Here is a 25,692-nt window from a genome sequence, read left to right on the forward strand (position 1 = left end):
ACAACTAAAAAAATAACGACTACCTTTTAGAAATAGACTGACTTATTTTCAAATTTTTTAATAGAACACTATCTTTTAAGTATCTTTTACTCTCTTTTCCTAAGGTTCCTTGCAAAAATAGCAATAACTGGCAAAATAAATTTATAAAAAGAATAAGGAGTATTAAGAATGAAGGAAACTATTTTATCCATTAAATTAAAAGAATACAGAATAAATAATAATTTAACTCAAAGTGACTTATCCGAAAAATTAGGTGTTAGTGACAAAACAATTTCAAAGTGGGAACTTTGCAGAACGTATCCAAGTAAAAAAAATATGCTGAAGCTATCTGAAATATTAGATATTTCTTTAGAAACCCTATTATTGGAAGAAAAGTCAGATGATACTAAAGCAATTGATTGGGAAAAATTTTTAAATAAATTAATACGATATATTTTTTCGATGGTCATTATTGTCTACACTATCTTTAATCGGGATAAATTTTTAATCATTATTGCTATAATAACCAGCCTATTACTTATTATTGCTGAATATCTAGAATTTAAAAATAAACAGAAAGAATCATAAAAAACTCCCTCTAAAGTAGATTTGGAATTTTTGTTTTTTTCCGTGTCTGCTTTAGAGAGAGCCTATCAAACTCTTTTCAGCCTGAACTGAAATAGATATTACTAAGGATTATCACATGAAGCTAAACGATACCTCAAGCACTTTTTTAATCCGGCTCTTTCGGGTGCTGCTTTTTAATTATAAAACACTTCTTGTACCGCATGGCTTACGGCGATTTTGACGTGTTCATACGTTAAGCCACCTTGGACATATAGTCTATATGGTGGGCGGATAGGTCCATCAGATGTTAATTCTAGGCTTGCACCTTGAATGAATGTTCCAGCAGCCATAATCACGTCATCTTCATAACCTGGCATGTACGCTGGTACTGGTGAGACGTGCGCATCAACTGGTGAGAATTTTTGAATGGCTTGCGCGAATTTCACCATTTTCTCCTGTTCTTCTAATTCAACCATTTGAATTAAGTCGGTGCGTGGTTCATCCCATTTTGGTGTTGACACAACGTTGAATTCTTCAAGTAAGGCCGCCGTGAAGACTGCCCCTTGAATCGCTTGGCTAACAACATGTGGTGCCAAGAAGAAACCTTGGAACATTTCATGAACCGTATCTAACATAGCCCCCGCTTCTTTTCCGATACCTGGTGTTGTTAAGCGATAAGCACATTTTTCAATTAAGTCTTTGCGCCCTACAATATAACCACCAATTTTGGCTAAGCCACCACCAGGGTTTTTAATTAATGAACCTGCCATTAAATCCGCGCCTACTTGGGTTGGTTCGATTGTTTCAGCAAATTCACCATAACAATTATCGACAAAAACAATCGCTTCTGGATAATTTTCTTTAACAAAACGAATCATCTCTTCTATTTTTTCAATCGTGAAAGAAGGACGTTGGTCATAACCACGTGAACGTTGAATCGCGAAGACTTTTGTTTTAGCGGTTGCTTTTGCTTTCACGGCTTCAAAATCGACGCTCCCATCCGCTAATAAATCAACATGGTCATAGCCAATGTTATACTCTTTGAATGAGCCAATGCCGTTCCCTGTCACACCGACAACTTCTAACAACGTATCATAAGGCGTTCCCGTAATATACAACAAGTCGTCACCAGGACGTAACACGCCAAACAAAGCGGTTGAAATCGCATGCGTTCCTGAAATCAACTGTGGGCGCACAATACAATCATCCGCGCCAAAAACTTCAGCGTAAACCGCTTCTAATGCTTCCCTTCCAATATCATCATAACCATAACCATTCGATTTATTGAAATGACTTTCTGATACTTTATGTTTTCTAAACGCGTCTAATACTTTCGCTTGATTCGTTAGTGCGACTTCTTGAATGTCTAAGCGACGCTCACTAATTTTGGCATCGACTTGTTTAATTTTTTCGATTAATTCTGGTGATAACCCTGTATTCCAACTCATACTACTCTTCCTCTTTCTTGCCCCATTTTGAGTCTTTTGACGCGTAACCTGACACCAAATAGTTGCCAGTTGTTTCATCATATTCTTGTGATAACAACAAGGTTTGCTGGGCTAATTCGACTAATTCTTTGCCTTGAGCAGGCGTTAATTCTAATTGATACGGCGTAAAAATCACTTTTAATTGCTCGATAATCGCTTGTTCAATGATGGCGATACTGTTTGGTTCATTGGCTGAAATTTGACAGCTTGGGAATAAGGTTGGCGCAAATAAATGATCTTCAACCAAATCCATTTTGTTATAAACCGTTAAAACAGGAATACTGTCCATCTCTAAGTCTTTCATTAATTCCATCACCGTTTGTTCTTGCAAGTGACGGTCTTCTGAACTTGCATCGACTACGTGTAAGAGTAAATCCATGCCACGACTTTCTTCTAAGGTCGATTGGAAAGCTTCGATTAATTGGGTCGGTAAATCTTGGATAAATCCTACTGTATCCGTCACTGTCACGCCCATAGAATCATTCAATTTCCATTTTTTGGTTAATGGATCTAGTGTCGCGAACAATTCATCTTTAGAGTACGTGCCAGCATTCGTTAATAAATTCAGCAACGTTGATTTACCGGCATTAGTATAGCCAATCAAACCGATTTGAAAGACGTTTGAATTTTTACGTTTTTGACGATTGCGTTCACGATGAGCTGCCACTTCTTTTAGCTCACGACGAATATTGGCAATCGTATCACGAATGTGACGGCGATCGGTTTCTAATTTGGTTTCCCCTGGTCCACGCGTCCCAATACCACCACCTAAACGTGACAAGGCATCGTTACTACCAACCAAACGTGGTAACATATAACTCATTTGAGCCAGCTCCACTTGTAATTGCCCCTCTTTCGAACGAGCACGCAATGCAAAAATATCTAAAATCAATTGCACGCGGTCTAAAACGCGGACGCCGACTTCTGCTTCGATATTACGGCCTTGGCGTGGCGTTAACTCATGGTTAAAAATCACCAAATCAATTTCGTGGGCATCGACTAATTGTTGAATTTCTTCTAATTTTCCTTTTCCAACAATTGTTTGACGATTTATCGCCGGTAATTTTTGCGTCACTTCCATTACCACTTCACCGTGGGCGGTTTTAACTAAATTTTTCAATTCAATCATTGATTCTTCGAAATGTTTAAAATTTTCTGGGCTTTCAACCCCTACTAGTAGAACGCGTTCAGTCATGCGGTCCTCCTTCCGAAGCCAACCAATTGGCTATTACGGCTTCTAATTCAATTTGTTGGTCAGGTGTTTGGACTAAATCCCACCATTCGACCGGCATCCTATTTCTAAACCACGTCAATTGACGTTTCGCATAACGACGTGAATTTTGTTTCACTTGTTCAACCGCTTCTTCTAAAGTCATTCGGCCATCTAAATATGGGAAAAATTCTTTGTAACCAATTCCTTGAGCTCCTTGAACATGACGCTTATCAGCTAATAACGCCACCTCATCCATTAGCCCTTGTGTCATCATCAAGTCGACACGTTGATTGATACGGTCATATAACAATTCACGTTCGGTCGTTAAACCGATAATTTTGACATCATACAGCGCATTTTCCAAGTTAGTAAAATCAACTTGCTGTTCAGTAATACTGCGGCCGAACAATTCTTTTAACTCTAGCGCACGAATGACACGGCGAGTATTATTTTCATGAATCGTTGCCGCGGCTTCAGGATCGATTTGTTTCAAATATTGCCATGGTTTATCACGACCTTCAGTCAACATAATCGTTTCCCATTTCTCACGAAAAGCTTGTTTTTCTGCTTCTGTTACCTGACCCTCATCTGCGCCTAATTCAAAATCAAATAATAAAGATTGAATATAAAGACCCGTACCACCCACAACAATCGGTGTTTTACCACGTGAGACAATATCAGCTATATGCTGACGGGCTGCTTGTTGGAAATGACTGGCTGAATAACTGCCTTCTAAAGGAATAACATCTAATAAATAATGTGGCACTCCGGCTTGTTCTTCTTTCGTTGCTTTGGCGGTACCGATATCAAGCTGTTGATACACTTGTAACGAGTCACCACTAATAATCTCGCCATTAAACTTTTGTGCTAACGCAACACTAAGGGACGTCTTACCTACAGCCGTCGGCCCAACAATGACGATTAGTTTTGGTTTGTTCATACTATTTTTGACACTCATTTCTTAACGTAACTGCTTTGCGCGGATAGTCGGTCATAATACCGGCTATTTGATGTTTAAAACAAAACAGCATCTGTGATTTTTTATTAACTGTCCATGGACGTAGCGCTTTAGCAAAACCAGCTAACTGCTCTGGGTGCTCCTCTAACCAATTAATTTTAGGATGGATGCCACCAATATTACGTGTCATCAAACCATAGTCAATCATCTCTTGGTCAGCAAATGTAATTAACGCGTTAGGTGTTTCAGGTGCCGTCTGTTCTAAAATCGCCAATGATTTCGGATTGAATGTTGAATACATAAAATCAAATGGCCACTCTTCTGACGTCATCCATTCATGGATTTTCACTTCAATCCCTTCATAATGAATTTTGTCGGTTTTTACTTCAATATTAAGCATCCCTTTAAAATTCAACTGTTTCAAAAAGTAAGTTACTTCTTCAAGTGTTGGTACAACAATTTCATCATACACTTCTGAAAACCAACTCCCCGCATTATACGATTGAATTTCTTTCTTAGTTAAATCCATGATGCGACCTGTGCCGTTAGTCGTGCGGTCAATCGTTTCATCATGAATCACCATTAAGTTGCCATCTTTTGACAAGTGGACATCTAATTCAATACCATCTGCCCCTGCCAAAACAGCTTCTTCAAACGCTGGCAAGGTGTTTTCTGGGTGCGTACCTTTACTACCACGGTGTGCAAAAACTTGTGTCTTCATCCTTGCACCTCATTTATTTCAGATTTGATTGAGTCATCCTCTTGATTATTTTGTTCACTCAGCCAGCTTTCATATTCAGCAAATCGTTGGTCAATTTGTTGTTTCACCATTTGATAATTTTCTTCTGAATATTTCACTACTTGATAAAATTTTTCAAAGCCCTCTAAATGTTCTAACTGTGGCATAAGCGCCTCGTAATCTTCCAAATAATTCCCATATTCTCGAGAGTATAGTTCTTTTTCTAAATAATAGGCATTCGCAAAACGTGCACCATCTTCACTAAAATCTTCTGCCATTATCGTACCATCAAAGAAATTCATTAGTATTTCAAATGCATCCAACATATTTAATTTTAGCTTCATTTGAATGGCAGGATATTCTTCGTTTAGTTCTGCCCCAGCAAAGCCATTTTCTGCCATCCAACGGAAAAAGAAGGCGATATGTACACCACCTTGTTCATTTGGTAACTCTTTTGGATAGTCTGGAACTTCGTAATGCCAGATTGCTTTATCAATTGCCATAATTTGTCTCCTCATTATTACTCATATTTATTTATTCTTCAGAGTAACTCTTCATCTTCTATTATATGATGAAACGCACAAAAAAACACCCTTGACTCCTTTTAATTTTAATATTATTGCCTCCATAAAGTTTAAACTCAAATAATACTCTCTTATTTTAATTGTTTCACTTTGTTTAGATAGCGTTTGTCAAAATCATTACCAAACAAAAACAGGACAGATAATTATTATCTGTCCTGGAAATTGTTTGAATTTATTATTGTTGTTTTTCAACATTAGTTGCTTGAGGTCCACGATCTGATGATTCTACATCAAATGTTACTGTTTGACCTTCTTCTAATGTTTTGAACCCTTCACCTTGAATAGCTGAGAAATGTACAAATACATCTTCGCCGCCTTCGCGCGTAATAAAACCAAAACCTTTTTCTGCGTTAAACCATTTTACTGTTCCTGTTTCCATAATTCTTTTGTTCCTCCTGTAAATTACACCTTGTAATTCTTAATATATTTTAGCTTAATTAATAACAACCAAGCTATACATACATTTTATATGAAAACGTTACCAATTTCAAGCTGAATTTAAAAAATTATTCAATAATTCCTTCTTCTCGCATACTAACATAGCTACTTTCACCAATAACTAAATGATCCAAAATTTCGATGCCCATTATTTTACCACATTCCACGATCCGATTAGTAAAGTCAATGTCCTGTTGTGACACTTCAGGATTACCCGATGGATGATTGTGAACCAAAATAAAACGCGCAGCTGCACATTTGACTGCCACTCGGTAAATTTCTCGCGGATGAGCAATACTTTGGTTCAAAGTGCCTTTAAAAATAATTTCTTTCTTAATCATTTGATTTTTAGTATTCAAATAAATAACAAGTAAGTGTTCCTGTCGCCAATCCTTCATCTCTTCAATTAATTCTTTTCCTAACATATGACTCGACACCACTTGTCCTAATTTAAGCTGCTTAGAACGCGCGACTCTTTGTCCTAACTCAATCGCTGCTTGTAGCTCAATTGCCTTAATTTTCCCGACACCAGTAATTAACTGTAACTCTTCTAAACTTGCTTCTTTCAAATCAAATAACGTCCTAAAATGGGAAACGACTTCTTCTGATAATTCAATCACACTACGATGCTTCGTCCCTGTTCTCAATAAAATCGCTAGTAACTCTTGCGTTGTTAGATTTTCGACCCCTACTTGTAGCAAACGTTCCCTCGGTAGACTTACCAGTTCATTCTCAGCTATTAACATACAATACTCCTTCCTATTACCACCTTACAACCATCCTCTCACTATTAGAATACGAAAAAAAATCATTATCGGCTGAAAGTCTTAGTAAAAACCCCTCAAAAGTCCGATGTCTTCACGTAAAAATTACGCGATAATAGTGATAACAATTAATCAAGGAGATTAACATTATGAAAAAAGTTATCGTAGTTTTAACCAGTTTAGTGGTGTTATTAGGAGCCGCAGCCGCGCTATTTTATCAAAAAAATTATACTGGGGAAGAATATTTTACTTTAATTAACCAAGGGCCAATTAAAATTGAAGATGTACGCGATGCTAACGGTACCGTACGAGATAAAGAGTATCTCTACCAATTATCCGCTGTAAATAAAGAAGGTAAGGAAACATCCATTACCTTCAGTTCATTCGGCCGTCCGTTAACACAAGATAAATACTTATCTCTTGAATACCACGAACAAAAAGGGGTTTTACGATGGCATGAAGTGCAAGCAAATGATTTATCTAAGCAAATAACTCAATCATTAAATTAGCCCCTACTCCAAAATTTACTAAAGGAAAAGGCTGTGACTAGCGAGTAGTCACAGCCTTTTTTTTATTCGAAATAAGCATGGATTTCACTTAAATGTGAACTAATCGCTAACGCTTTTTCTTTCATTTCTTCATTGGGTTGAATTAAATCCGGAATCACAACCACATCCACGCCCGCTGCATGAGCGGCGCGAGCACCGTTCAATGAATCTTCTAACATCAGACATTCAGCTGGGGATAAATCTAGTAGAGCTACTGCTTTATCCACAATTTCTGGGTCTGGTTTGGCGCGTTTCACATCTTCTGCACAAATTGTTCCCTTGAAAAAGTGACTAATATTGGCTTTTTCTGTTAATAAGTTGATAAACTTACGCAAATTACTTGAGCCAATCACACAAGGAATCTCTTTTTCTGCTAAGAATGTTAATAACTCACGAGCCCCTGGTTTTAATGGCACATTACCACTGGAAAAAACTTCCGTTACACGCTCGTGACCATCCTTAATGAACGCATCCATCTGCGCTTGACTAACTTCAGGAAAATCACGACGATACGTTTCATAACACTCTTCATCCGACAAACCTACGACACCCATTAAATAATCATGCGTCATGCCTTCAATCCCATAATTTGGCGCAATTTCAACATTGACATTCATATAGACTTTCTCAGTATCGAATAATAAACCATCCATATCAAAAATAACGCCCTGATAATTTTTCACGTGTTTCCCTCACTTTTTGTTATATAGTCTCTCACTTGCGAAATGAAATACAATGAACCCGTTACAATCAAAACATCGTCTGGGGATAATTCACCTTTTAATGTTTCAAATGCTGTTGGCCAGTCTGCATGTAGTTGTTCACTTGGAAACTTATCCACATACTTGCTAATCGGTACCGCAGATGGGTAATCAAACGTTGTCATATAGAGACGATTATCCACAGCTTCGCGAAGCATGGTTAACATACTAGATATATCTTTGGTATTTATTGCTGCAAAAAGAATCGTAACTTTTTTATCAACAAAGTCTCGCTGAATATTATCTACCAATACCTTAACGGCGGGTTCGTTATGTGCCCCATCAATCACAATTAACGGCTCGTGACTCATCACTTCCATTCGTCCCGGCCATCTAACTTTATCTAAAGCACTTTGTAATAGTGTTTGATCTTGGCTTAGTCCTAATTGAGGTGCTATCGCAAAATAGGTCATTAACGCTACCGAAGCATTATGAAATTGATGATGCCCAATTAATGGCTGTGTCAACTGTAAGCGGGATTCCCCTGTCCAAAACTCAAAACCTGCTCCACCTAATTCTTGATAACCATATGATTCGTCAAAGATAAAGGCTGGTGCTTCTTTGTTACGGGCCACGTCTATCATGACGTCACGTGCTTCGATTGGTAAATCCCCAATTATCACTGGTGCATGTGGCTTAATAATACCAGCTTTTTGAACGGCAATTTTTTCTAACGTATCACCTAGTATATCCATGTGATCCAAGCCAATTGTTGTGATAGCGGTCGCTAGAGGGTCCACTATTACGTTTGTTGAATCCAGTAAACCGCCTAGACCAACTTCCACTAACGCGACATCGACCTGTTGCTCTTTGAAATGTAAAAACATCAAAACAGTTATCAGTTCAAACTCTGTAATACCCGCAATTTCTGTATTTTGATCCATCTCCTCAGCCAAAGGCTTCACGCGTTCTACTAAACGAATCAATGATTCATCGCTAATTGGTTGTTGATTAATGCTAATACGCTCGTTGAACGTCGTAATAAACGGTGAGGTAAACGTGCCTACACGCAATCCTTGCCCTTCTAGTAATCCTCTTAAAAAAGCAACTGTTGAACCTTTCCCGTTGGTTCCCCCTATATGAACAATAGGGAGTCCAACATGTGGATTCCCTATTCGTTCTAATAAAGCTTCAACGCGGATAAGTCCCGGACGTGACCCGAATTTTAAACGATTGTGAATCCACAAAAGTGCTTCTTCGTACGTCATGACTTCCCCTACTTTCTACTTTAGGCTTTCTTTAATTGATTAATACGCTCTTGAACGCTTGCTTGACGTTCTTTGTATTCCACTTCTTTTTGACGCTCAGCTTCAACCACTTGTTCAGGTGCACTTGAAACGAAACGTTCATTGTTCAGTTTACCTTGAACGCGTGCTACTTCTTTGTTCCATTTATCTAATTCTTTTTCTAGACGTTTAATTTCGTCTTCGATATTGATTAAATCAGCTAAAGGTAAGAAGATTTCAGCCCCTTTAATGACCGCACTCATTGCTAATTCTGGTGCCTTAATCTCAGGTGAAATTTCTAAACTTTCTGGGTTACAGAAACGTTCAATGTAGCTTGTATTTTCTGTTAAGAATGTTTGGCTCGCCTCGTCACTTGTTTTGATTAATAAAGTAATTGGTTTAGACATCGGGCTACCAACTTCAGCACGAATGTTACGAACCGCTCTAATCAATTCTTTCAAGACTTCCATACCCGCTGCTGCTGTTTCATCGTTTAGGTCAGCATTCACTTCTGGATATGGCGCTGTCACTAAAGTTTCCCCTTGATGAGGCACGTGTTCCCAAATTTCTTCAGAAACAAATGGCATAATTGGGTGAATTAATTTTAGAATATTGTCTAACACGTACGCTAAAATACTACGAGTCACATGTTTTTGTTCTTCATCTTCGCCGTAAAGAACTTCTTTACTCATTTCGATGTACCAGTCACAGAAATCATCCCAGATAAAGTTATATAAATGACGACCCGCTTCACCGAATTCAAAACCATCAAATAAACGGTTCACTTCAGAAATCGTTTCGTTTAAGCGTGTTAAGATCCAACGATCCGCTACTGATTTGTTACCCTCTAATGAAATATCTTCGACTTTTAATCCGTCTAAGTTCATGATTACAAAACGACTTGCGTTCCAAATTTTGTTAATGAAGTTCCAAGCTGCGTCCATTTTATCATAGCTAAAACGTACGTCTTGTCCTGGCGATGAACCAGTTGTTAAGAACCAACGTAACGCATCAGCACCATATTTTTCGATAACATCCATAGGGTCAATTCCGTTACCTAAAGATTTACTCATCTTACGACCATCCTCAGCACGAATTAAACCGTGAATTAAGACATTGTTGAATGGACGACGATCAGTGAATTCTAAACTTTGGAAAATCATACGACTTACCCAGAAGAAAATAATATCGTAACCTGTTACTAATGTTGAAGTCGGGAAGTAACGATTGAAATCAGGCGCTTCCTCATCTGGCCAGCCCATTGTTGAGAATGGCCATAAGGCTGAACTAAACCAAGTATCTAACACATCTTCATCTTGTCTCCAGTTTTCAGCATCATCGGGTGCTTCTTCCCCTACATACATTTCACCAGTTTCTTTATGGTACCAAGCTGGAATTTGATGTCCCCACCATAACTGACGAGAAATTACCCAGTCATGAACGTTTTCCATCCATTGAATAAAGGTATTGTTGAAACGTGGTGGATAAAATGCTACTTTATCTTCACCTTCTTGATTTTCAATCGAACGTTTCGCTAATTCTTCCATTTTAACGAACCATTGCGTTGATAAACGCGGTTCAACTACCACACCCGTACGTTCAGAGTGTCCAACGCTGTGTGTCATTTTTTCAATTTTAACTAAACGTCCCGCTGCTTCTAAATCTTTCACGATTTGTTTACGGGCAGCAAAACGATCCATGCCTTCATAGGCTGGATAGAAGTCGTTCATGGTACCGTCGTCGTTCATAACATTAACACGTGGTAAGTTATGGCGGTTACCGACTTCAAAGTCATTAGGGTCATGGGCTGGTGTAATCTTAACAACACCTGTTCCAAAATCCATCTCCACATAGTCATCGGCAACAACAGGGATTTCTTTTCCAACTAATGGTAAAATCACGTTTTTACCAATTAAGTGTTGGTAACGTTCATCTTCAGGGTGAACCGCAACCGCTGTATCTCCTAATAATGTTTCTGGACGAGTTGTGGCGATTTCAACCGTTTCACCGTTACTACCCGCTACTTCATAGGTCATGTGGTAGAATGCACCTTCCACGTCTTTATGGATAACTTCGATATCAGATAACGCTGTTTTTGCTTGTGGGTCCCAGTTAATAATGTATTCGCCACGATAAATCAGACCTTTGTTATAAAGTTGAACGAAAACTTTTTTAACAGCATCTGATAAACCGTCATCTAATGTGAAACGCTCACGTTCGTAGTCTAACGATAGACCTAACTTAGCCCATTGTTCACGGATATGACTAGCGTATTCGTCTTTCCATTCCCATGTTTTTTCTAAGAATTTTTCACGACCTAAGTCATAACGAGAAATACCTTCAGCACGTAGCTTTTCTTCAACTTTCGCTTGTGTAGCGATACCCGCATGGTCCATCCCAGGTAACCATAGCGTATCATAACCTTGCATACGTTTATGACGGATAATAATATCTTGTAACGTTGTATCCCACGCATGACCTAAGTGTAATTTACCTGTTACGTTTGGTGGTGGAATGACGATTGAGTAAGGTTCAGCCTCCGCATCTCCACTTGGACGGAAATATTTTCCATCTAGCCATTTTTCATAGCGATCCGCTTCAACGTTCTTCGGATCAAATTTTGTCGACATATTCAATTCTTCTGTCATCTCATTACTTCCTTTCATCTATTGTTTGTTTTTAATTCTTTTAGTTAGGGGTTAAACAAAATAAAAAGCCCTAAAACACTTACTGTGTCTTAGGGCGAATAATCGTCGCGGTACCACCTAAATTTATCGTTATCATAAAAGGACAACAATGTCTCTATGGCGCGATAACGTGCGCAAAGCGAAATAACCTAATGAACTTATATTAATTAAGCGTTCAGCTATTTGACTTGCAAGCTACCTTCATAAAGGATCCTTAAAAACCTCTCAGCCAATGGTTTTCTCTCTAAAAAGTCTCGTCTTTATTACTCCTCTTGCGCCTAGTCTTTGTTCTAGTTTACAAGAAATTTGAACGAACGTCAAATTACTTTACTAATGCTTTGACTGCGTCTAATGCAGCGGTATAATCTGGCTCATCGACCATTTCCGGCACGATTTCTTGATAGACTAAGGTCCCGTCTGTATCAACCACAAAAATTGAACGCGCTAAGACACCTAAGTCAGCCATTTTAATACCGTATAGTTCGCCAAAAGTTAAGGCTTCATCGTGCAACATTTCCATATTCACGCCTTCAGCGGCACACCAATTTGCTTGCTCTTCTTTGGTATTTTTTGAAATCGTCACTAATTGAATGCCTTCAACGTTACCTGCTTGCGTATTAAATTGTTTCGTTTGAATGCTACAAACACTTGTATCAATATCTGGTACCACGCTAATTAATAGAGGTTTTGCTAATAAATCTGCTAAACTTACTGCTTGGTCCTCTAAATTATTTAATGTAAATTCAGGTGCCTTGTTACCTGTTTCAACTGTATTTCCTGTTAATTCATATGGTGTTCCTTTTCTCGTTACGATCATGATGAATCCCCCTTTAATTTTACTCCCTTAATTATAGCGAGTTTAGGGGAATCTCACCAATAATACGTTCTATACTTGAAGACCCGTATTGAACACACCCTCTGGATCCACTTGATTTTTTAATGCTTTTAATCGTTTACCTGTCTTCCCTGGCCAAGCAAGTTCAGAAACTTCTGATGTCGTGATTGAAGAATAAGCCCCATACATCCCCGTTGCAAGCTCCATCACAGGCGCAAATTCAGCTAATAACTGGTCATCACTCTTTGGTGACATCCAGACTGATAAGAAGCCATCTCGGTGACGATGCGCCCAAGCAGTTTCATCTTGTCCAACTTCATGAACTTTCCCATCTAATGGGCGTAACTCCACCACATGAGCTGTTTCTAAGACCTCTTTAATCGCACGCCCCAATGAAGCATCCACTTTATCCACAATCGCATTGGCAATTTTTATTTTTTGTTGGCCAATGTGAATAGATTGTGGATAAGGAATTAAATCAGCATAAGACATCATATTTTCAGAATGGTCATAAATTTTATCAATTGCTAAGGCTTTTTCTAATTCAGGGACAGCTCGTTCGGTATCAGTGTTTGCCCAAACATTGCGCGCATCCACCGCATAAACATTTTGAGGCGTTTTTTGAATCATCAAGAAACTGGTCATCTCTTGTGGGGCTTGTTTAATCCAACGTCCCCAATTCGCGACAAATTGTTCAACATCTTCAGTGACATAAGTGATATGTTGCTGAATGACCGATGCATCATGGGTAGTCGAATTAACTTTGTGCGCTTGTAAAGTAAAATCAACAGCCACTCCTAATTGCGTGCCGCCACCACGTAAGCCCCAAAACAATTCAGGTTCACTGGTTTCACTTAATTCATGAATCACTCCATCCGCAGTAATTAAGGTTGCACCGATAACATGGTCAATCGTTAACCCTTGATGACGTGTAAAATAACCACTACCGCCTGATGTTGCTATACCTCCCACACCGACATCGCCAAAATTACCACTTGTAATAATTAAATCATGCGGTGCTAATGTTCCAGCTACTTGCCCCCATTGTGCACCGGCTTGAATTTTCACAATCCCGGCTGCTTCATCTAGAATCTCGATAGCGTTCATTTTTGATAAATCTAAAATAACACCGCCAACGTTAGTCGAAGAACCTGACATGCCGTGACCGCCACTACGAATTGAAAATGGTACCTCACTCATCGACTTTCTTAATTCATTCACGTAAGCAATGGTGTCCACCACATCTTGATTGGTTTCTGCCATCACGACGATTTCTGGACGTCCTACTCCCATATAAGAAGAACGAACATAATGATAATCACGATCTTCAGGTTTAATAATTTTATTGGTTAAATTTTTAGGTAGAGCTGTTTCAAATAATTGGTTGATTTGTTCTAATTGTTTTTCCATCTTAACGTCACCTTTTACTTTCTTTTTGTAAGTATACATTTATTATATATAACCTTCTTTTTTAATACAAACGATATGACTCGTAGAAACAACTACAAAAAAATAGATTATTTTGCCTCATTCGACAAAACAATCTATTTTCTTATCCCACCATATGCTTAGCATTACTAAAATTCTCATCTAAATAAATCAACGTTTGAAGCTCTGTCGTCAAATCAATATATTGAACTTTCACATGATCTGGTACTTTTATACGTCCAGGGGCAAAATTTAATATCGCTGTTACACCTGCTGCTACGACTTTATCCACTACCTCTTGAGAATTCAAGCTAGGAACGGTCAAAATAGCCGTTGTGATAGCTTCTTTTTTAATTATTGCCTCTAAACTTTCCATCGATTGAATCATAACATCATTAATTTTAGTTCCTACAACATTCGGATCATTATCAAATGCACTCACAATATTTAAATTTTCATTCTTTTTAAAATTGTAATGAGCTAACGCACGACCTAGATTCCCAACACCAACTAAGGCAATTCTTTTCTCAACCTTCGTATTCAAGATTTCACTAAAGACTTCTAATAAGTAACCGACATCATAACCATAACCACTTCTACCTAATTCACCAAAATGAGAAAAATCACGACGAATCGTTGCCGAGGGGACTTGAATTAATTTACTAAATTCTTTCGACTTGATACGGCTAACACCTGATTCTTCCAACATCTTAAGGTAGCGGTAGTATAATGGGATTCTTTTGGCTGTTGCGTTTGGTATTGCTCCTTCTTTTTTCTCCATATTTACACACCCATTCATTGTTCATCATTTCACATACAATTCTATCATTATATCCTTCTTTTTTCAAATGGAAATAAAAAAAGATACAAAGAAAAATTGATTTTCTATTGTATCTTTAGGATTAGTATGTGAAAAAAAACATTATTTGTTAGTGACAAACATCGTATCAATCACTTTGTTTAACGGGCTTTCTAGGGCAGATTTCTCGACAATATGTCATGAGTCTCAAAATCTAAACACCCTCTCAAGCACCTCTATAATCCGGATTTCATGAGCATCCCCTCGAAAATAATGCCTCCCATTTCAAAAATATGAAAAGCTATTTTTGAATAGGCTTCATTATTTTTTGGGGATAAACGCTCATTCAATCACTTTATTTAACGGGCTTTCAGACGCAACTTCCTCGGTAATATGTTACGATTCTCAAAAATTGCTCTGTAATTTTCGTCATCGTGCGCATATTGCTCGGAAGTTAAGCGCGTCTTCAAGCACCTCTTTTACAACAAGTCTTCAAACTCTTTTGGTTGGGCGTTTAAGAAGCTATCAGTTGAACTGATACTTTCTACTTGCATGCCGTCGAAGGCGCGTTGGACTAACGCTTCGATGTCTAAACGTTTTTCGTATTCTTCCGCTTTATCAAGGCGTGGTTTAGTTTTTGGCGCAGGTGGAGCAAAAATGGTACAACAGTCTTCAAACGGCATGACCGCTAAATCAAACGTGTCAATACGTTCTGCGATTTCGATAATTTCATTTTTATCCATTGTAACGACTGGACGAATCACCGGCGTATTCGTTACCGCATTAATGGCAGTCATACTTTCAAGCGTTTGCGACGCTACTTGTCCTAATGACTCCCCATTAATAATCGCTAAACCTTTACGTTCTTCACGTATTTTATCCGTCAAACGCATCATAAAGCGACGAGTGACTGTCATTAAATAACCACTTGGAATATGGGCTTTGATTTCTTCTTGAATTTCGGTAAATGGCACCGTAATAAATTGAATATTACCAACATAAGGGGTTAATTTGACTGTTAAGTCTTTGGCTTTATTTAAGGCTTGCTCACTAGTGTAAGGAGGACTATAGAAATGAACAGCTTCAATCTCAACGCCACGCTTCATGGCTAAGTACCCTGCAACAGGAGAGTCAATGCCACCTGAAAGCATCAACATACCTCGGCCACTTGTCCCAACTGGTAAGCCACCAGCTCCTTTAATGGTTTCAACCGATAAATAAGCCGCATCAAGACGTACTTCGACACGTAACTCAACATCAGGTTGTTTCATTTGGACTTTAATATCAGGAATGGCTTGAATAACATGATAACCAACTTCACGATTCAATGCAAAAGTATCTAACTCAAATTCATGGTCCGAACGACGAGCGTTGACCTTGAAACTTTGTCCTGGTTGATAAACTTTTTGTACTAATGCCACTGACTGTGCATAAATCGTGTCTAAGTCTTTTTCGACTTTAACAGCTGGTGAAAAACTTTGAATACCGAACACATATTGTAATTTATCGATAATTTCTTGGCCATTTTCGCCGTTTAATATTAAGTGCATACGATCACGCATCGCACTAACTTTTACATTAGGGTGCGCTTGTAAAGCAGCACGTACGTTTCGTGCTAATTGTTGAATAAATTGTTTACGGTTTTTTCCTTTAGTCGATAGTTCTCCGTAACGAACCATGATCTCTGAATACTCTAACATATCATTTCTCCTACTAATTTATCTTCGAAAATTTTTGTTCTAAATGTTTTAAGGTTGTTAGGAATTTTTCAACTTCCATCATGGTTGATTGGTCACTAAAACTTACTCTAACGGCGGTAATGGCGATATCATTTGGCACGTTCATCGCTTCTAGTGTGCTACCAGCTGTGTGGGCACGACTTGAGCAAGCACTTGTCGTTGAAATAATAATATCTTTTTCTTCAAACGCATGGACTAAGACTTCACCTTTAATGCCTTTAATACCAAAACACACAATATGAGGGGCAAACTCCGCATTTGCTTCACTAAATAGCGTAATTTTATCAAATGTTTTTAACGAATCAATCAAGTAGTCACGTAAACGCGTTTGTTTTTGAATTTTTAAGTCTTCGTCTTCCAAATGCAGACGCACAGCCCGTGACATCGCCACAATGCCGGGTACATTTTCTGTTCCACTACGTTTACCCTTTTCTTGTCCACCACCATTTAATAACGCAGCTAATTTACGCCCTTGTTTCCAATAAATGAACCCTATTCCTTTTGGTCCATGGAATTTATGTGATGAGAACGTTGCAAAATCCACACGCTCTGTTAACCATTCGTGAATCGGAATTTTCCCTAATCCTTGGACTGCATCAATATGATAATGAATCGTTGGATAAGCCTCTAACATGTCGCTAATCGCCTTAATTGGTTGAATGGAACCAATCTCATTGTTGACTAGCATCGTTGACACTAAAATCGTATCTGGTCGAATCAAGGCCTGTAATTGTTCGACATCAACAAAACCACGACTGTCTACTGGAGCAAAGTCAATTTCAAAGCCTAATTTTTCTAGTTGTTTCGCAGACGCAGAAACAGCTGAATGCTCAATTGACGAGACAATTAAATGTTTTCCAAAAGATTGTTTTTCAATAGCCGTGCCTTTGATAACCCAGTTATCTCCTTCTGTTCCACCACTAGTAAAAAAGATTTCTTGTTCGTCTACCTTTAATAATTCTGCAATTTGAAAGCGTGCTTGTTGAATTAATCGACTCGCTTGTGTTCCTAGAAAATGTAAACTTGAAGGATTTCCCATGATTCTTTCACTTGTTTTTACATACGTATCTAAAACCGTTTTATTGATTGCGGTCGTTGCACTGTTATCAAAATATATCACGTTTTTCACATCACTTTCTACTCACTATTGTTAGTCTTACTTATTATAGACCGATTTTTATTGATAAGCAAACAAAGAACAAAAAAGAAGGATGACCTATACGTCACCCCTCTAATCATTAAATTTCTTCTGTTTCGCTTTGATAATAGTATGATTCAATTCGCTTGAAAGCACCAGGTTCGACTTGTTCTAAAGCAACACCGATTTCATCCAAAGCTTCTTGATATTTAAACTCTTGTGAGAATAACATTAAACTACGTTCCATCGCATCCGCCACGTTTTTATGGGTATGACGATAACGGTTAGCATATTGTAACATTTGCTCCGTTAACGCAGCACTGTCAATTAACTCATCTGTTTTCGTTTCTAATACGTCTAAATCAGACTCAACTAAACCAACTAATTTATTGATATATGTCATATCAATACGTAAACGATTCAATTCCGTCGTTAATTCTTCTAAACGATCAGACGTGACAAAGAAATAATCTAAGTATGATTGTGGAATGCCTGGTAAACGTCTCTTCTCAACACGACGTTTCAATGTTTTTAATTGGAATTCATAGCCTTCAATTTTACCAGCGGCAGCTTTTTCATCTTTACGTAAATCTTTAAGCGCCGTGCTGATTTCAACTTGTTGACCTTCCACTTCTTTTAAGATATTGAAACTATCTTTTAAATTTTTCTCAGCTGTACTAAAGACAACTTCTTTGTTTTTCACTGCTTCGTTTAAGTTAGTCATCTCTTGACCTAACTCTTCCACTTTTGTTTGGAAGCCACGAGCGCGACCTAATTCATTATTGTTTAATGCATAACTTTGTGAGGTGTGATCTAACTCAATCATTAATTGACGATTATTTTTTTCAACATGTGTGACATACTCAGAAACTGTCGGTAAGTTGGTTTTCACATAATCGCGACCCTTAATTTCTGTTTCTAGCACATCATATAAATGATCAATTTGTTCTTCAATTACTTTGTTAATATTGCTAACTTCTGTTAATAGGCCTTTACCTAAAATGTTGTTAGCTTCTGTTACTTTCGCTTGAACATCAGCAATTTCTTGTTCCACATTAATCTCTGGGAAACGATAATTATCTTGCTTCATCTGTTTGTAGCCTGTTTCAATTTCTTTAATTTGAGCAGGATATTCTGTGTCTAACTTAGCATATAATGGTGGGATTTCTTCCACAATTTTTTCTAATTCTTGTGTATGTTTTTCAGCAGATTCTAAGACACCACGTGCTTCCATTGGGTCTCCTGAAGTATTTAAAGCAACGAATTGTGTGAATTCATTTTCAATACTCACAACACGCTCTTTAATATTTTCAGTTGCTGGACCAAATTGTTTTTCTGATGATTTAACCGTTTCTTTAATCATTTCATATTTATCTAGCGCTTCTTGTACTGCTTCTGAGTTTCGTTCTTCGCTTGTTTTTAATTCTTTCAAGCCTGTACGAATCGCCGCAACTTCTTTTTCCATGTTATCCATAGTATCAAAAGCATTTTCTAATGAATCTTTGACTTTGATGAAACGGAAGGTATCATTTAGATTCTCTACCTCGAAAATTTTACTTTCTAATTCAGCAAACGCAGCGGTCGAAATATCTGCCCATCTCTGATTCCATTCACGGAAAGTATTTTGACTTTGTCCAACAAGGTGCATTCGTTTTACCTCTTGAACCTCTTCAAAAACTGGTAAATCAAATAGTGCCACTTTTCTTTCTTCTAATTCATCCAATTTTTCTTCATTCTTACGTTTCATCAATACCGCTACGACATATAACAACGCCATAATGATAATAATCGTCAAGAATATAAAAAGGATTGTCGATGTTTTCATGCATTTTCCTCCGTTTGTCCTGATTTATTAATTTTCGATAAGCTACTTTTGTAGTAAAAAACTAGCTCCAAACTGTCAGTTAATCCATTTTTCATTGTACCATATTTTGAAGAATCATTCACTAGCTTTTTTTTGACGAAGGATTTCCTCCTGTAACTTTGCTTCAGGAGCAAAATCGTGTTCCCAGTTTTCCGGTTTCAACACTTTCCCCGTCACCGTATCGTAATGAGGCAGTCCATCGGGAAACACTTTCCCCATATTGGCTTGATGAACTATTTCAGATAATGGACGTGGATCGATTCCCATTCGGACAAACGTACCGTTAACAAAGTATAATAAATCAAGCATCGCATCGACTTGACCAACTAGGCAGTCTTCTTCTGAAGGCTTACTGGTTGTAAAGGTCTCTTTAGTGACCATTTTAACTTTAGCTTGATCAATACTCGAGTGTAATTCATTGATTAATTGCTCGAATAACTGTGTATCTCCTTGTGCTGTCGCATGTAAGAATTCAACAATTTCTTCAATTTTGAACCCCATGCGGTAACTTGCTTCTTTGGTTTCTAAAACATGGGGTGTTGTCTGAACGACCGGGTCGAAAATTTCGTGAAATTCTTTTGCTTGCTCGTAATTATCTAACATAGGCTCTCTCTTTCAATTACATAATTTATTGTGACGACTAAAAAAGTTGGATTTGTTCTGGATTTAATCCTTGATACTCAATTTTCATTAATTCTTTTAAACGCAGACAATTCCCCGCAGCATGACCACCGGAATTATTATTAAATATCACTGCTAACTCACTAGTTTGACGCTCTAAACGATACAAATCTTTAGCGAGTTCAACTAATTCCGTGTCTGTATAATCATAGAGTGTGCGTTTTTTACGCCAATCATCCGTTTTATCTGTCCACCCGACCTGATTACGTCCATGCAATCGCACCAAGACAAACGCCTTATTCGTCACAGTTGAAAACCATGGAACGGACTGTCCCTGTACTTGTGGCTCATCAACAACAACTATACTGATTGCCTGCTCTTGCATAAAAGCTAACATCTCTGAACGAACAGCCTCTTCAAACCAAGAATCATGGCGAAATTCGACAGCTAAGGGCCAGTCTTTAAAAATACGTCGTAAACGTTTCAAATAGACAATATGCTCACTGCTACAATCAAAAAAGGGCGGAAATTGTAGCAATAAACACGCCAGTTTGCCCGATTCTAGCATCGGTTGCATACTCTCGATAAACCGATGATATAGTTCTTTTTCACTTTCGAAAAATTCACGCCAGTCACGATGCAGCGTTATACATTGATGTGTTTTAACAACAAAGCGAAAATTATCAGGTGTGTCCGCTACCCATTTTTCGATAACACTCGCTTCTTTTATACCATAAAATAATGTATCAATCTCTACTAATGGTAATTTAGAGGCGTAATCTTGTAGTGTTAGTTTACGTTTAGTCGGATCAAGCGTTGTATGCTCACTCCAACTGGTTAATCCCAATAACATCTTCTCACCTCGATTTTATAGCTGAATAATCAGACTCAATCAATAGTTCTATGTTATCATAATTTTAGCGAAAATAATCGACGAATGTATCGATTAGTCAAGGAGGAACTTATTCGATGAAGAAAATTTTGATTTTACATACAGGTGGCACGATTGCGATGTCTCAAGATGAATCAGGTGGTGTTTCAACCACACAAACTAATCCTTTAATGGATTTACCTAGTGGCACACTTGATGCAGCTGAATTAGTCGTTGAAGATATTTTAAACGTCCCCTCACCTCATATCACACCTGAACATATGTTGTTAATTAAACAACGAATTGAACACGCATTAACAGAAGGTTTTCAAGCCGTCGTGATTACTCACGGTACCGACACGCTAGAAGAAACAGCCTACTTTTTAGACATTACGATTGGTGACAAATTACCTATCGTCCTAACTGGCGCCATGCGATCAAGCAATGAAATTGGTGCTGACGGATTATATAACTATCAATCAGCTATTAAAGTTGCCTTAGCTGATGAAGCAATCGGCAAAGGAACACTAGTCGTTATGAACGATGAAATCCATACTGCTCGCTTTGTGACAAAGACCCATACAACTAATGTTGCAACATTCAGAACGCCAACTTTTGGTCCAATCGGATTAATCGCAAAAGGTGGTGTACGTTTTTATCAGGAATTAATCCGTCACGACAGTTTGCCCGTTGATCAAGTAGATGGTCTTATTCCAATTATTAAAGCATACGCCGGTATGGGCGACACATTAGAACTCTTCACTCATACTAAAATCGATGGCATTGTGATTGAAGCACTTGGTGCAGGCAATTTACCACCAAAAACCGTTCCTTCAATTGATAAATTAATAGAAAAGAACATACCTATCGTCTTAGTGTCTCGTTGCTTTAATGGTGTAACCTCTGGCGTTTACGACTATGAAGGCGGTGGTCGTCAACTTCAACGAAAAGGCGTCATGTTCTGCGATGGTATCAACAGCCAAAAAGCTCGTTTAAAACTATTAGTCGCATTAAATGCTTCATTGGGCGGACATGAACTTTATGACTTTATCACCCAATCGTAGTCCACTATAATTTTTCAAAGCACTGAAACTTATTATTTGTAAGCAAAACTCTTTTCACGTATACTAAGTATACATCAAGGAGGAGTAACTTATGTTTAATCAATTTAAAATCGAAACTGTTTATTTAAATGTTAGAAATTTAGAAAATATGACCAATTTCTATGAGAAAGCAATCGGACTATCTATTATTGACCGTACTGACACCAGTGTCTCATTAGGAATTGCTGAAGATAATACAATCTTAGTTGTCTTAACTAAAGTCGACGGTCCACTACATAGTCAACAGGAAGCAGGGTTATATCATACGGCCTTTTTACTACCTAAGCGTAGTGATTTAGCTAATTATTTGATATTTGCTAGCCAACATCAAATCCCTTTAGAAGGTGCAGCCGACCATGGATATAGCGAAGCGTTATACTTATCAGACCCTGAAGGTAATGGCATTGAAATTTATGTGGATAAACCCGCCAGCGAATGGAACATTTTAGCTTCTGGGGAAATTGTTGGTGTTACCGAACCAATTGATATTGAAGGTTTAGTAGAAACTGCTACTGCTCCTACTCATAAATTTCCTAGTCAAACTTTCATTGGTCATGTCCACCTAAGTGTCGTGGATTTAGCACAAGGAGAGGCGTTTTTAACTAAACAATTACATATGGATGTTGCCTATCGTTTTGGCCAACAAGCACTGTTTTTTGGCGTTGAAGGTTACCACCATCAATTAGCCATGAATACATGGATGAGACCCAGTTCACCAAAAGACAGCCATACAACTGGCTTATCTAGCATGGTCATTAAAGTATCTAAAGATTTTATGAAGCAACTTCCTAACCACTCCACTAATCAAAATAGTTTTAGCTTAGTGGATTCTGCCAATCAAATTACCTACCATCTACATAGCTAATAATTCTAAAAAAACTTCGTTAATGAAGAGCCTCGTGAGGCAAATCATTAGCGAAGTTTTTTTATTAAACAAATTCAATAGCAACGGTTTCCGTTAAGATATCCGCGTAACTATAAGACACGCGATCATATGCATTCTCGTCAGATTCTAAATCTACAATAAAAATAGACGGATAGGTTTCTGATAGAACACCAGCATGCTCAGTATGACGTTTACGCCCGGTTTGAGCTGTCAATACTAATTTCTTCCCAACATTCTGTTCCATTTCCTTTTTAATTGTTGATAATGTCGTTGGCATTATACTCACCCCTTAGCTATCCCATTGTAGCAAATTTCACATAAAAAGTCAAATTTTACCATATCCTGACCATTAATGCAACAAATTTTACATCAGATTAGTATAAATGTCCTTTTAATTTCTTTTTGATACGATCCAATGCATTATTAACTCTCGAAATCGGACAACTTAAAGAAGCAGCAATCTCTTTAGTAGATAATCCCTCTACGTATAATTTAAAGACTGCTCGTTCAAATCTAGATAATAACTCGATAAAATCCTTCAAACTTTCTCTAATATGCACATAATCAAGTGAGCTAATTCGGTAATTGTGTTCTTGAATTAAGCAATGTTCTCCTTTTTCAGATAACGTTGCTTCCAACGAAACAGACGAGACATCTAGTCTTCTTTTTAAAGCATTTTGGTGACGAATGATGCTTATGACATGTCTTTTAAAATTCATTTTAAAGAAAACACCAAAAGAAAATCCCTTGGTCGAGTCATACGCATTAAGTGAATGAAAACAGACTATTTGTCCCTCTTGTAGCCAATCATCAAAATCATATCCTTGGATATAATATGCTTTAAATAATTTATAGACAATCGGACGATATTTCTCAAATAAGGTTTCAAATGCATCAATATCCCCATTTTTGGCAGCAACAATCAATTCTTTCTCGTTTATCATGACGCTTCCTCCACTTCACCTTTTAAATACCTTCTTTTTTCGAACTTAATAATAATAAATACGCACAAAATAATTTTTTACGCTTATGCTATAATATCTTTATAACTAACTAGGAGAGAAAATATGAAACATAATAAAGACATTAATAACTATATTCAGAAAGAGTTTTCTGGAACAAACAACTTTAAACAGAGCGAAAAAAATCAATACTTGGGCGTGTTAGTAGAGCGTATTTACATTTTAATTAAAAAATCTGATGTAAACAACAAAGCATACCAAACAACTATAGAAAATATTATAGCCAACAACCCTGGTGGAAAAATAAAAATTAATGCTGATCTTGAGATGAAATCACGCCTTACTTTCATCAAAATAGCCCAAAAACACAACACCCCTTTCACTTTAGTAGATAATGATACTTCTTTAGATTCAACGACCCAAGTAGCCGCTATCTATCACTTTGAACAACCCACTCATCAAGATAAAATCGATGTTAGCGAATTCACTATGTAACGTTAAAATTATCATAATATATTTTTTTTGATTTCTCAATATAAACAAAAAAAAACACTAGAAATATTCTAGTGTTTTTTTATGACCCGTACGGGACTCGAACCCGTGGTACCGCCGTGAAAGGGCGGTGTCTTAACCGCTTGACCAACGGGCCATACTAATAACGGAGAAGGAGGGATTTGAACCCTCGCGCCGCTTTCGCGACCTACACCCTTAGCAGGGGCGCCTCTTCAGCCACTTGAGTACTTCCCCAGAAAAAATGGGCCTAAATGGACTCGAACCATCGACCTCACGCTTATCAGGCGTGCGCTCTAACCAGCTGAGCTATAGGCCCTAATAATAAAATCAGGTAAAAGCGGGTGACGAGAATCGAACTCGCGACAACAGCTTGGAAGGCTGTAGTTTTACCACTAAACTACACCCGCATAGTTTAATAAAACGGTCCCGACGGGAATCGAACCCGCGATCTCCTGCGTGACAGGCAGGCATGTTAACCCCTACACCACGGAACCTAATTGCGGGAGTAGGACTTGAACCTACGACCTTCGGGTTATGAGCCCGACGAGCTGCCAACTGCTCCATCCCGCGATATTAATATAAAAAAGGAGGATAAGGGATTCGAACCCTTGCACGCTTTTACACGCCTGACGGTTTTCAAGACCGTTCCCTTCAGCCGGACTTGGGTAATCCTCCGAATTGACAATGACCCGTACGGGACTCGAACCCGTGTTACCGCCGTGAAAGGGCGGTGTCTTAACCGCTTGACCAACGGGCCATGTTTTTAAAAATTATGGGCCTAAATGGACTCGAACCATCGACCTCACGCTTATCAGGCGTGCGCTCTAACCAGCTGAGCTATAGGCCCTAATAATAAAATCAGGTAAAAGCGGGTGACGAGAATCGAACTCGCGACAACAGCTTGGAAGGCTGTAGTTTTACCACTAAACTACACCCGCTAGTGGATATAAATGGCTCGGGACAGAATCGAACTGCCGACACA

At 38.1% G+C, this 25,692-nt stretch carries 25 protein-coding genes, 11 tRNA genes and 1 other annotated feature (1 of these 37 only partly in view); of the genes, 5 read left to right on the forward strand and 31 right to left on the reverse strand.

Annotated elements, in window-relative coordinates:
- Positions 1–168 precede the first annotated feature (168 nt).
- Positions 169–567 (forward strand): helix-turn-helix domain-containing protein, encoded by a 399-nt coding sequence (locus FA707_RS08925; RefSeq protein ID WP_136953904.1) that lies wholly within the window; start codon positions 169–171, stop codon positions 565–567.
- 173 nt (positions 568–740) lie between these two features.
- On the opposite strand, the gene FA707_RS08930 is transcribed toward FA707_RS08925, so the two are convergent.
- From FA707_RS08930 to radC, 7 genes are all read right to left on the reverse strand, one after another.
- Positions 741–1,994 (reverse strand): methionine gamma-lyase family protein, encoded by a 1,254-nt coding sequence (locus FA707_RS08930; protein ID WP_136953905.1) that lies wholly within the window; start codon positions 1,992–1,994, stop codon positions 741–743.
- A gap of 1 nt (position 1,995) precedes the next feature.
- Positions 1,996–3,228: a GTPase HflX gene (hflX, locus tag FA707_RS08935; RefSeq protein WP_136953906.1), complete on the reverse strand. Its 1,233-nt coding sequence runs from the start codon at positions 3,226–3,228 to the stop codon at positions 1,996–1,998.
- Positions 3,221–4,186 (reverse strand): tRNA (adenosine(37)-N6)-dimethylallyltransferase MiaA, encoded by a 966-nt coding sequence (gene miaA / locus FA707_RS08940; protein ID WP_136953907.1) that lies wholly within the window; start codon positions 4,184–4,186, stop codon positions 3,221–3,223. Before miaA ends, hflX begins: the two co-directional genes overlap by 8 nt.
- Position 4,187: 1 nt before the next feature.
- On the reverse strand, positions 4,188–4,925 hold the full coding sequence (locus FA707_RS08945; RefSeq protein ID WP_136953908.1) for a glycerophosphodiester phosphodiesterase: 738 nt from the start codon (positions 4,923–4,925) through the stop codon (positions 4,188–4,190).
- Positions 4,922–5,446 (reverse strand): DUF7832 domain-containing protein, encoded by a 525-nt coding sequence (locus tag FA707_RS08950; protein ID WP_136953909.1) that lies wholly within the window; start codon positions 5,444–5,446, stop codon positions 4,922–4,924. The genes FA707_RS08945 and FA707_RS08950 overlap by 4 nt, the downstream gene beginning before the upstream one ends.
- A gap of 256 nt (positions 5,447–5,702) precedes the next feature.
- The gene (locus FA707_RS08955; RefSeq protein ID WP_136953910.1) at positions 5,703–5,906 is read right to left on the reverse strand and encodes a cold-shock protein; all 204 of its coding nucleotides are present in this window, start codon (positions 5,904–5,906) and stop codon (positions 5,703–5,705) included.
- Positions 5,907–6,033: 127 nt separating this feature from the next.
- On the reverse strand, positions 6,034–6,711 hold the full coding sequence (gene radC, locus FA707_RS08960; protein WP_136953911.1) for a RadC family protein: 678 nt from the start codon (positions 6,709–6,711) through the stop codon (positions 6,034–6,036).
- Between the two features lie 167 nt (positions 6,712–6,878).
- Between radC and FA707_RS08965 the strand changes: the two genes are divergently transcribed.
- Positions 6,879–7,238, forward strand: coding sequence for a YxeA family protein (locus FA707_RS08965; RefSeq protein ID WP_136953912.1), 360 nt, complete (start codon positions 6,879–6,881; stop codon positions 7,236–7,238).
- Between the two features lie 62 nt (positions 7,239–7,300).
- Here the strand turns inward: FA707_RS08965 and FA707_RS08970 are convergent, their stop codons facing one another.
- The 11 genes from FA707_RS08970 to FA707_RS09020 all read right to left on the reverse strand — a co-directional run bounded on the left by FA707_RS08970 (position 7,301) and on the right by FA707_RS09020 (position 21,228).
- Positions 7,301–7,960 (reverse strand): HAD family hydrolase, encoded by a 660-nt coding sequence (locus tag FA707_RS08970; RefSeq protein ID WP_136953913.1) that lies wholly within the window; start codon positions 7,958–7,960, stop codon positions 7,301–7,303.
- Positions 7,957–9,246 (reverse strand): bifunctional folylpolyglutamate synthase/dihydrofolate synthase, encoded by a 1,290-nt coding sequence (locus FA707_RS08975; protein ID WP_136953914.1) that lies wholly within the window; start codon positions 9,244–9,246, stop codon positions 7,957–7,959. Before FA707_RS08975 ends, FA707_RS08970 begins: the two co-directional genes overlap by 4 nt.
- 20 nt (positions 9,247–9,266) lie before the next feature.
- Positions 9,267–11,912 (reverse strand): valine--tRNA ligase, encoded by a 2,646-nt coding sequence (locus FA707_RS08980; RefSeq protein ID WP_136953915.1) that lies wholly within the window; start codon positions 11,910–11,912, stop codon positions 9,267–9,269.
- 87 nt (positions 11,913–11,999) lie between these two features.
- Positions 12,000–12,240, reverse strand: a binding site (T-box leader).
- Positions 12,241–12,273: 33 nt separating this feature from the next.
- Positions 12,274–12,768: a thiol peroxidase gene (gene tpx / locus FA707_RS08985; RefSeq protein ID WP_136953916.1), complete on the reverse strand. Its 495-nt coding sequence runs from the start codon at positions 12,766–12,768 to the stop codon at positions 12,274–12,276.
- Between the two features lie 69 nt (positions 12,769–12,837).
- Positions 12,838–14,196, reverse strand: a complete 1,359-nt coding sequence (locus FA707_RS08990) for an FAD-binding oxidoreductase (RefSeq protein WP_168177390.1) — start codon at positions 14,194–14,196, stop codon at positions 12,838–12,840.
- 142 nt (positions 14,197–14,338) lie between these two features.
- A complete protein-coding gene (locus FA707_RS08995; RefSeq protein ID WP_136953918.1) occupies positions 14,339–14,995 on the reverse strand; it encodes a redox-sensing transcriptional repressor Rex in 657 nt (218 codons plus the stop codon).
- 497 nt (positions 14,996–15,492) lie between these two features.
- Complete coding sequence (gene thiI, locus FA707_RS09000) at positions 15,493–16,713, reverse strand: tRNA uracil 4-sulfurtransferase ThiI (protein ID WP_281277681.1); 1,221 nt, start codon at positions 16,711–16,713, stop codon at positions 15,493–15,495.
- A gap of 13 nt (positions 16,714–16,726) precedes the next feature.
- Positions 16,727–17,872: a cysteine desulfurase family protein gene (locus tag FA707_RS09005; RefSeq protein WP_136954228.1), complete on the reverse strand. Its 1,146-nt coding sequence runs from the start codon at positions 17,870–17,872 to the stop codon at positions 16,727–16,729.
- Between the two features lie 118 nt (positions 17,873–17,990).
- On the reverse strand, positions 17,991–19,715 hold the full coding sequence (locus FA707_RS09010; RefSeq protein ID WP_136953919.1) for a septation ring formation regulator EzrA: 1,725 nt from the start codon (positions 19,713–19,715) through the stop codon (positions 17,991–17,993).
- Between the two features lie 114 nt (positions 19,716–19,829).
- Positions 19,830–20,357, reverse strand: a complete 528-nt coding sequence (locus FA707_RS09015) for a pyrophosphohydrolase domain-containing protein (RefSeq protein WP_136953920.1) — start codon at positions 20,355–20,357, stop codon at positions 19,830–19,832.
- Between the two features lie 37 nt (positions 20,358–20,394).
- Complete coding sequence (locus tag FA707_RS09020; protein WP_136953921.1) at positions 20,395–21,228, reverse strand: DUF72 domain-containing protein; 834 nt, start codon at positions 21,226–21,228, stop codon at positions 20,395–20,397.
- 116 nt (positions 21,229–21,344) lie between these two features.
- Here FA707_RS09020 and FA707_RS09025 point away from each other — a divergent pair, with 116 nt between their 5' ends.
- Positions 21,345–22,310, forward strand: coding sequence for an asparaginase (locus tag FA707_RS09025; protein WP_136953922.1), 966 nt, complete (start codon positions 21,345–21,347; stop codon positions 22,308–22,310).
- Between the two features lie 91 nt (positions 22,311–22,401).
- Positions 22,402–23,214, forward strand: a complete 813-nt coding sequence (locus FA707_RS09030) for a VOC family protein (protein ID WP_136953923.1) — start codon at positions 22,402–22,404, stop codon at positions 23,212–23,214.
- Positions 23,215–23,278: 64 nt separating this feature from the next.
- Here the strand turns inward: FA707_RS09030 and FA707_RS09035 are convergent, their stop codons facing one another.
- Together FA707_RS09035 and FA707_RS09040 are read right to left on the reverse strand one after the other, a co-directional pair.
- A complete protein-coding gene (locus tag FA707_RS09035) occupies positions 23,279–23,512 on the reverse strand; it encodes a Veg family protein (protein WP_136953924.1) in 234 nt (77 codons plus the stop codon).
- 97 nt (positions 23,513–23,609) lie between these two features.
- Positions 23,610–24,179 (reverse strand): sigma-70 family RNA polymerase sigma factor, encoded by a 570-nt coding sequence (locus tag FA707_RS09040; protein WP_136953925.1) that lies wholly within the window; start codon positions 24,177–24,179, stop codon positions 23,610–23,612.
- A gap of 123 nt (positions 24,180–24,302) precedes the next feature.
- Between FA707_RS09040 and FA707_RS09045 the strand changes: the two genes are divergently transcribed.
- Positions 24,303–24,692, forward strand: a complete 390-nt coding sequence (locus tag FA707_RS09045) for a DUF1694 domain-containing protein (protein WP_136953926.1) — start codon at positions 24,303–24,305, stop codon at positions 24,690–24,692.
- An 82-nt stretch (positions 24,693–24,774) separates the two neighbouring features.
- Here FA707_RS09045 and FA707_RS09050 read toward each other — a convergent pair.
- From FA707_RS09050 to FA707_RS09100, 11 genes are all read right to left on the reverse strand, one after another.
- Positions 24,775–24,846, reverse strand: a tRNA-Glu gene (locus FA707_RS09050).
- Between the two features lie 10 nt (positions 24,847–24,856).
- Positions 24,857–24,944: transfer RNA gene (locus tag FA707_RS09055), tRNA-Ser, on the reverse strand.
- A gap of 8 nt (positions 24,945–24,952) precedes the next feature.
- Positions 24,953–25,026, reverse strand: a tRNA-Ile gene (locus tag FA707_RS09060).
- A gap of 20 nt (positions 25,027–25,046) precedes the next feature.
- Positions 25,047–25,117: transfer RNA gene (locus FA707_RS09065), tRNA-Gly, on the reverse strand.
- Positions 25,118–25,131: 14 nt separating this feature from the next.
- Positions 25,132–25,204 (reverse strand) — tRNA-Asp (locus tag FA707_RS09070).
- Positions 25,205–25,207: 3 nt separating this feature from the next.
- Positions 25,208–25,280: transfer RNA gene (locus FA707_RS09075), tRNA-Met, on the reverse strand.
- A gap of 15 nt (positions 25,281–25,295) precedes the next feature.
- Positions 25,296–25,385: transfer RNA gene (locus FA707_RS09080), tRNA-Ser, on the reverse strand.
- A 10-nt stretch (positions 25,386–25,395) separates the two neighbouring features.
- Positions 25,396–25,467, reverse strand: a tRNA-Glu gene (locus FA707_RS09085).
- 16 nt (positions 25,468–25,483) lie between these two features.
- Positions 25,484–25,557: transfer RNA gene (locus FA707_RS09090), tRNA-Ile, on the reverse strand.
- A gap of 20 nt (positions 25,558–25,577) precedes the next feature.
- Positions 25,578–25,648, reverse strand: a tRNA-Gly gene (locus FA707_RS09095).
- Positions 25,649–25,661: 13 nt separating this feature from the next.
- Positions 25,662–25,692: transfer RNA gene (locus FA707_RS09100), tRNA-Phe, on the reverse strand; it runs 42 nt beyond the window's last position.

It is taken from the genome of Vagococcus zengguangii (assembly GCF_005145005.1).
Classification (GTDB): Bacteria; Bacillota; Bacilli; order Lactobacillales; family Vagococcaceae; genus Vagococcus_A; species Vagococcus_A zengguangii.

Bases quoted from the DNA above. Each gene is read 5' to 3' on its own strand.
- FA707_RS09010 (WP_136953919.1), bottom strand. From the start codon at position 19,715: ATGAAAACATCGACAATCCTTTTTATATTCTTGACGATTATTATCATT.
- FA707_RS08945 (WP_136953908.1), bottom strand. From the start codon at position 4,925: ATGAAGACACAAGTTTTTGCACACCGTGGTAGTAAAGGTACGCACCCA.
- FA707_RS08965 (WP_136953912.1), top strand. From the start codon at position 6,879: ATGAAAAAAGTTATCGTAGTTTTAACCAGTTTAGTGGTGTTATTAGGA.
- FA707_RS08975 (WP_136953914.1), bottom strand. From the start codon at position 9,246: ATGACGTACGAAGAAGCACTTTTGTGGATTCACAATCGTTTAAAATTC.
- FA707_RS08925 (WP_136953904.1), top strand. From the start codon at position 169: ATGAAGGAAACTATTTTATCCATTAAATTAAAAGAATACAGAATAAAT.
- FA707_RS08995 (WP_136953918.1), bottom strand. From the start codon at position 14,995: ATGGAGAAAAAAGAAGGAGCAATACCAAACGCAACAGCCAAAAGAATC.
- FA707_RS09030 (WP_136953923.1), top strand. From the start codon at position 22,402: ATGTTTAATCAATTTAAAATCGAAACTGTTTATTTAAATGTTAGAAAT.
- FA707_RS09035 (WP_136953924.1), bottom strand. From the start codon at position 23,512: ATGCCAACGACATTATCAACAATTAAAAAGGAAATGGAACAGAATGTT.
- FA707_RS09040 (WP_136953925.1), bottom strand. From the start codon at position 24,179: ATGATAAACGAGAAAGAATTGATTGTTGCTGCCAAAAATGGGGATATT.
- radC (WP_136953911.1), bottom strand. From the start codon at position 6,711: ATGTTAATAGCTGAGAATGAACTGGTAAGTCTACCGAGGGAACGTTTG.
- FA707_RS09020 (WP_136953921.1), bottom strand. From the start codon at position 21,228: ATGTTATTGGGATTAACCAGTTGGAGTGAGCATACAACGCTTGATCCG.
- FA707_RS09025 (WP_136953922.1), top strand. From the start codon at position 21,345: ATGAAGAAAATTTTGATTTTACATACAGGTGGCACGATTGCGATGTCT.
- miaA (WP_136953907.1), bottom strand. From the start codon at position 4,186: ATGAACAAACCAAAACTAATCGTCATTGTTGGGCCGACGGCTGTAGGT.
- FA707_RS08950 (WP_136953909.1), bottom strand. From the start codon at position 5,446: ATGGCAATTGATAAAGCAATCTGGCATTACGAAGTTCCAGACTATCCA.
- tpx (WP_136953916.1), bottom strand. From the start codon at position 12,768: ATGATCGTAACGAGAAAAGGAACACCATATGAATTAACAGGAAATACA.
- FA707_RS08990 (WP_168177390.1), bottom strand. From the start codon at position 14,196: ATGGAAAAACAATTAGAACAAATCAACCAATTATTTGAAACAGCTCTA.
- hflX (WP_136953906.1), bottom strand. From the start codon at position 3,228: ATGACTGAACGCGTTCTACTAGTAGGGGTTGAAAGCCCAGAAAATTTT.
- thiI (WP_281277681.1), bottom strand. From the start codon at position 16,713: ATGTTAGAGTATTCAGAGATCATGGTTCGTTACGGAGAACTATCGACT.
- FA707_RS08930 (WP_136953905.1), bottom strand. From the start codon at position 1,994: ATGAGTTGGAATACAGGGTTATCACCAGAATTAATCGAAAAAATTAAA.
- FA707_RS08980 (WP_136953915.1), bottom strand. From the start codon at position 11,912: ATGACAGAAGAATTGAATATGTCGACAAAATTTGATCCGAAGAACGTT.
- FA707_RS09015 (WP_136953920.1), bottom strand. From the start codon at position 20,357: ATGTTAGATAATTACGAGCAAGCAAAAGAATTTCACGAAATTTTCGAC.
- FA707_RS09045 (WP_136953926.1), top strand. From the start codon at position 24,303: ATGAAACATAATAAAGACATTAATAACTATATTCAGAAAGAGTTTTCT.
- FA707_RS08955 (WP_136953910.1), bottom strand. From the start codon at position 5,906: ATGGAAACAGGAACAGTAAAATGGTTTAACGCAGAAAAAGGTTTTGGT.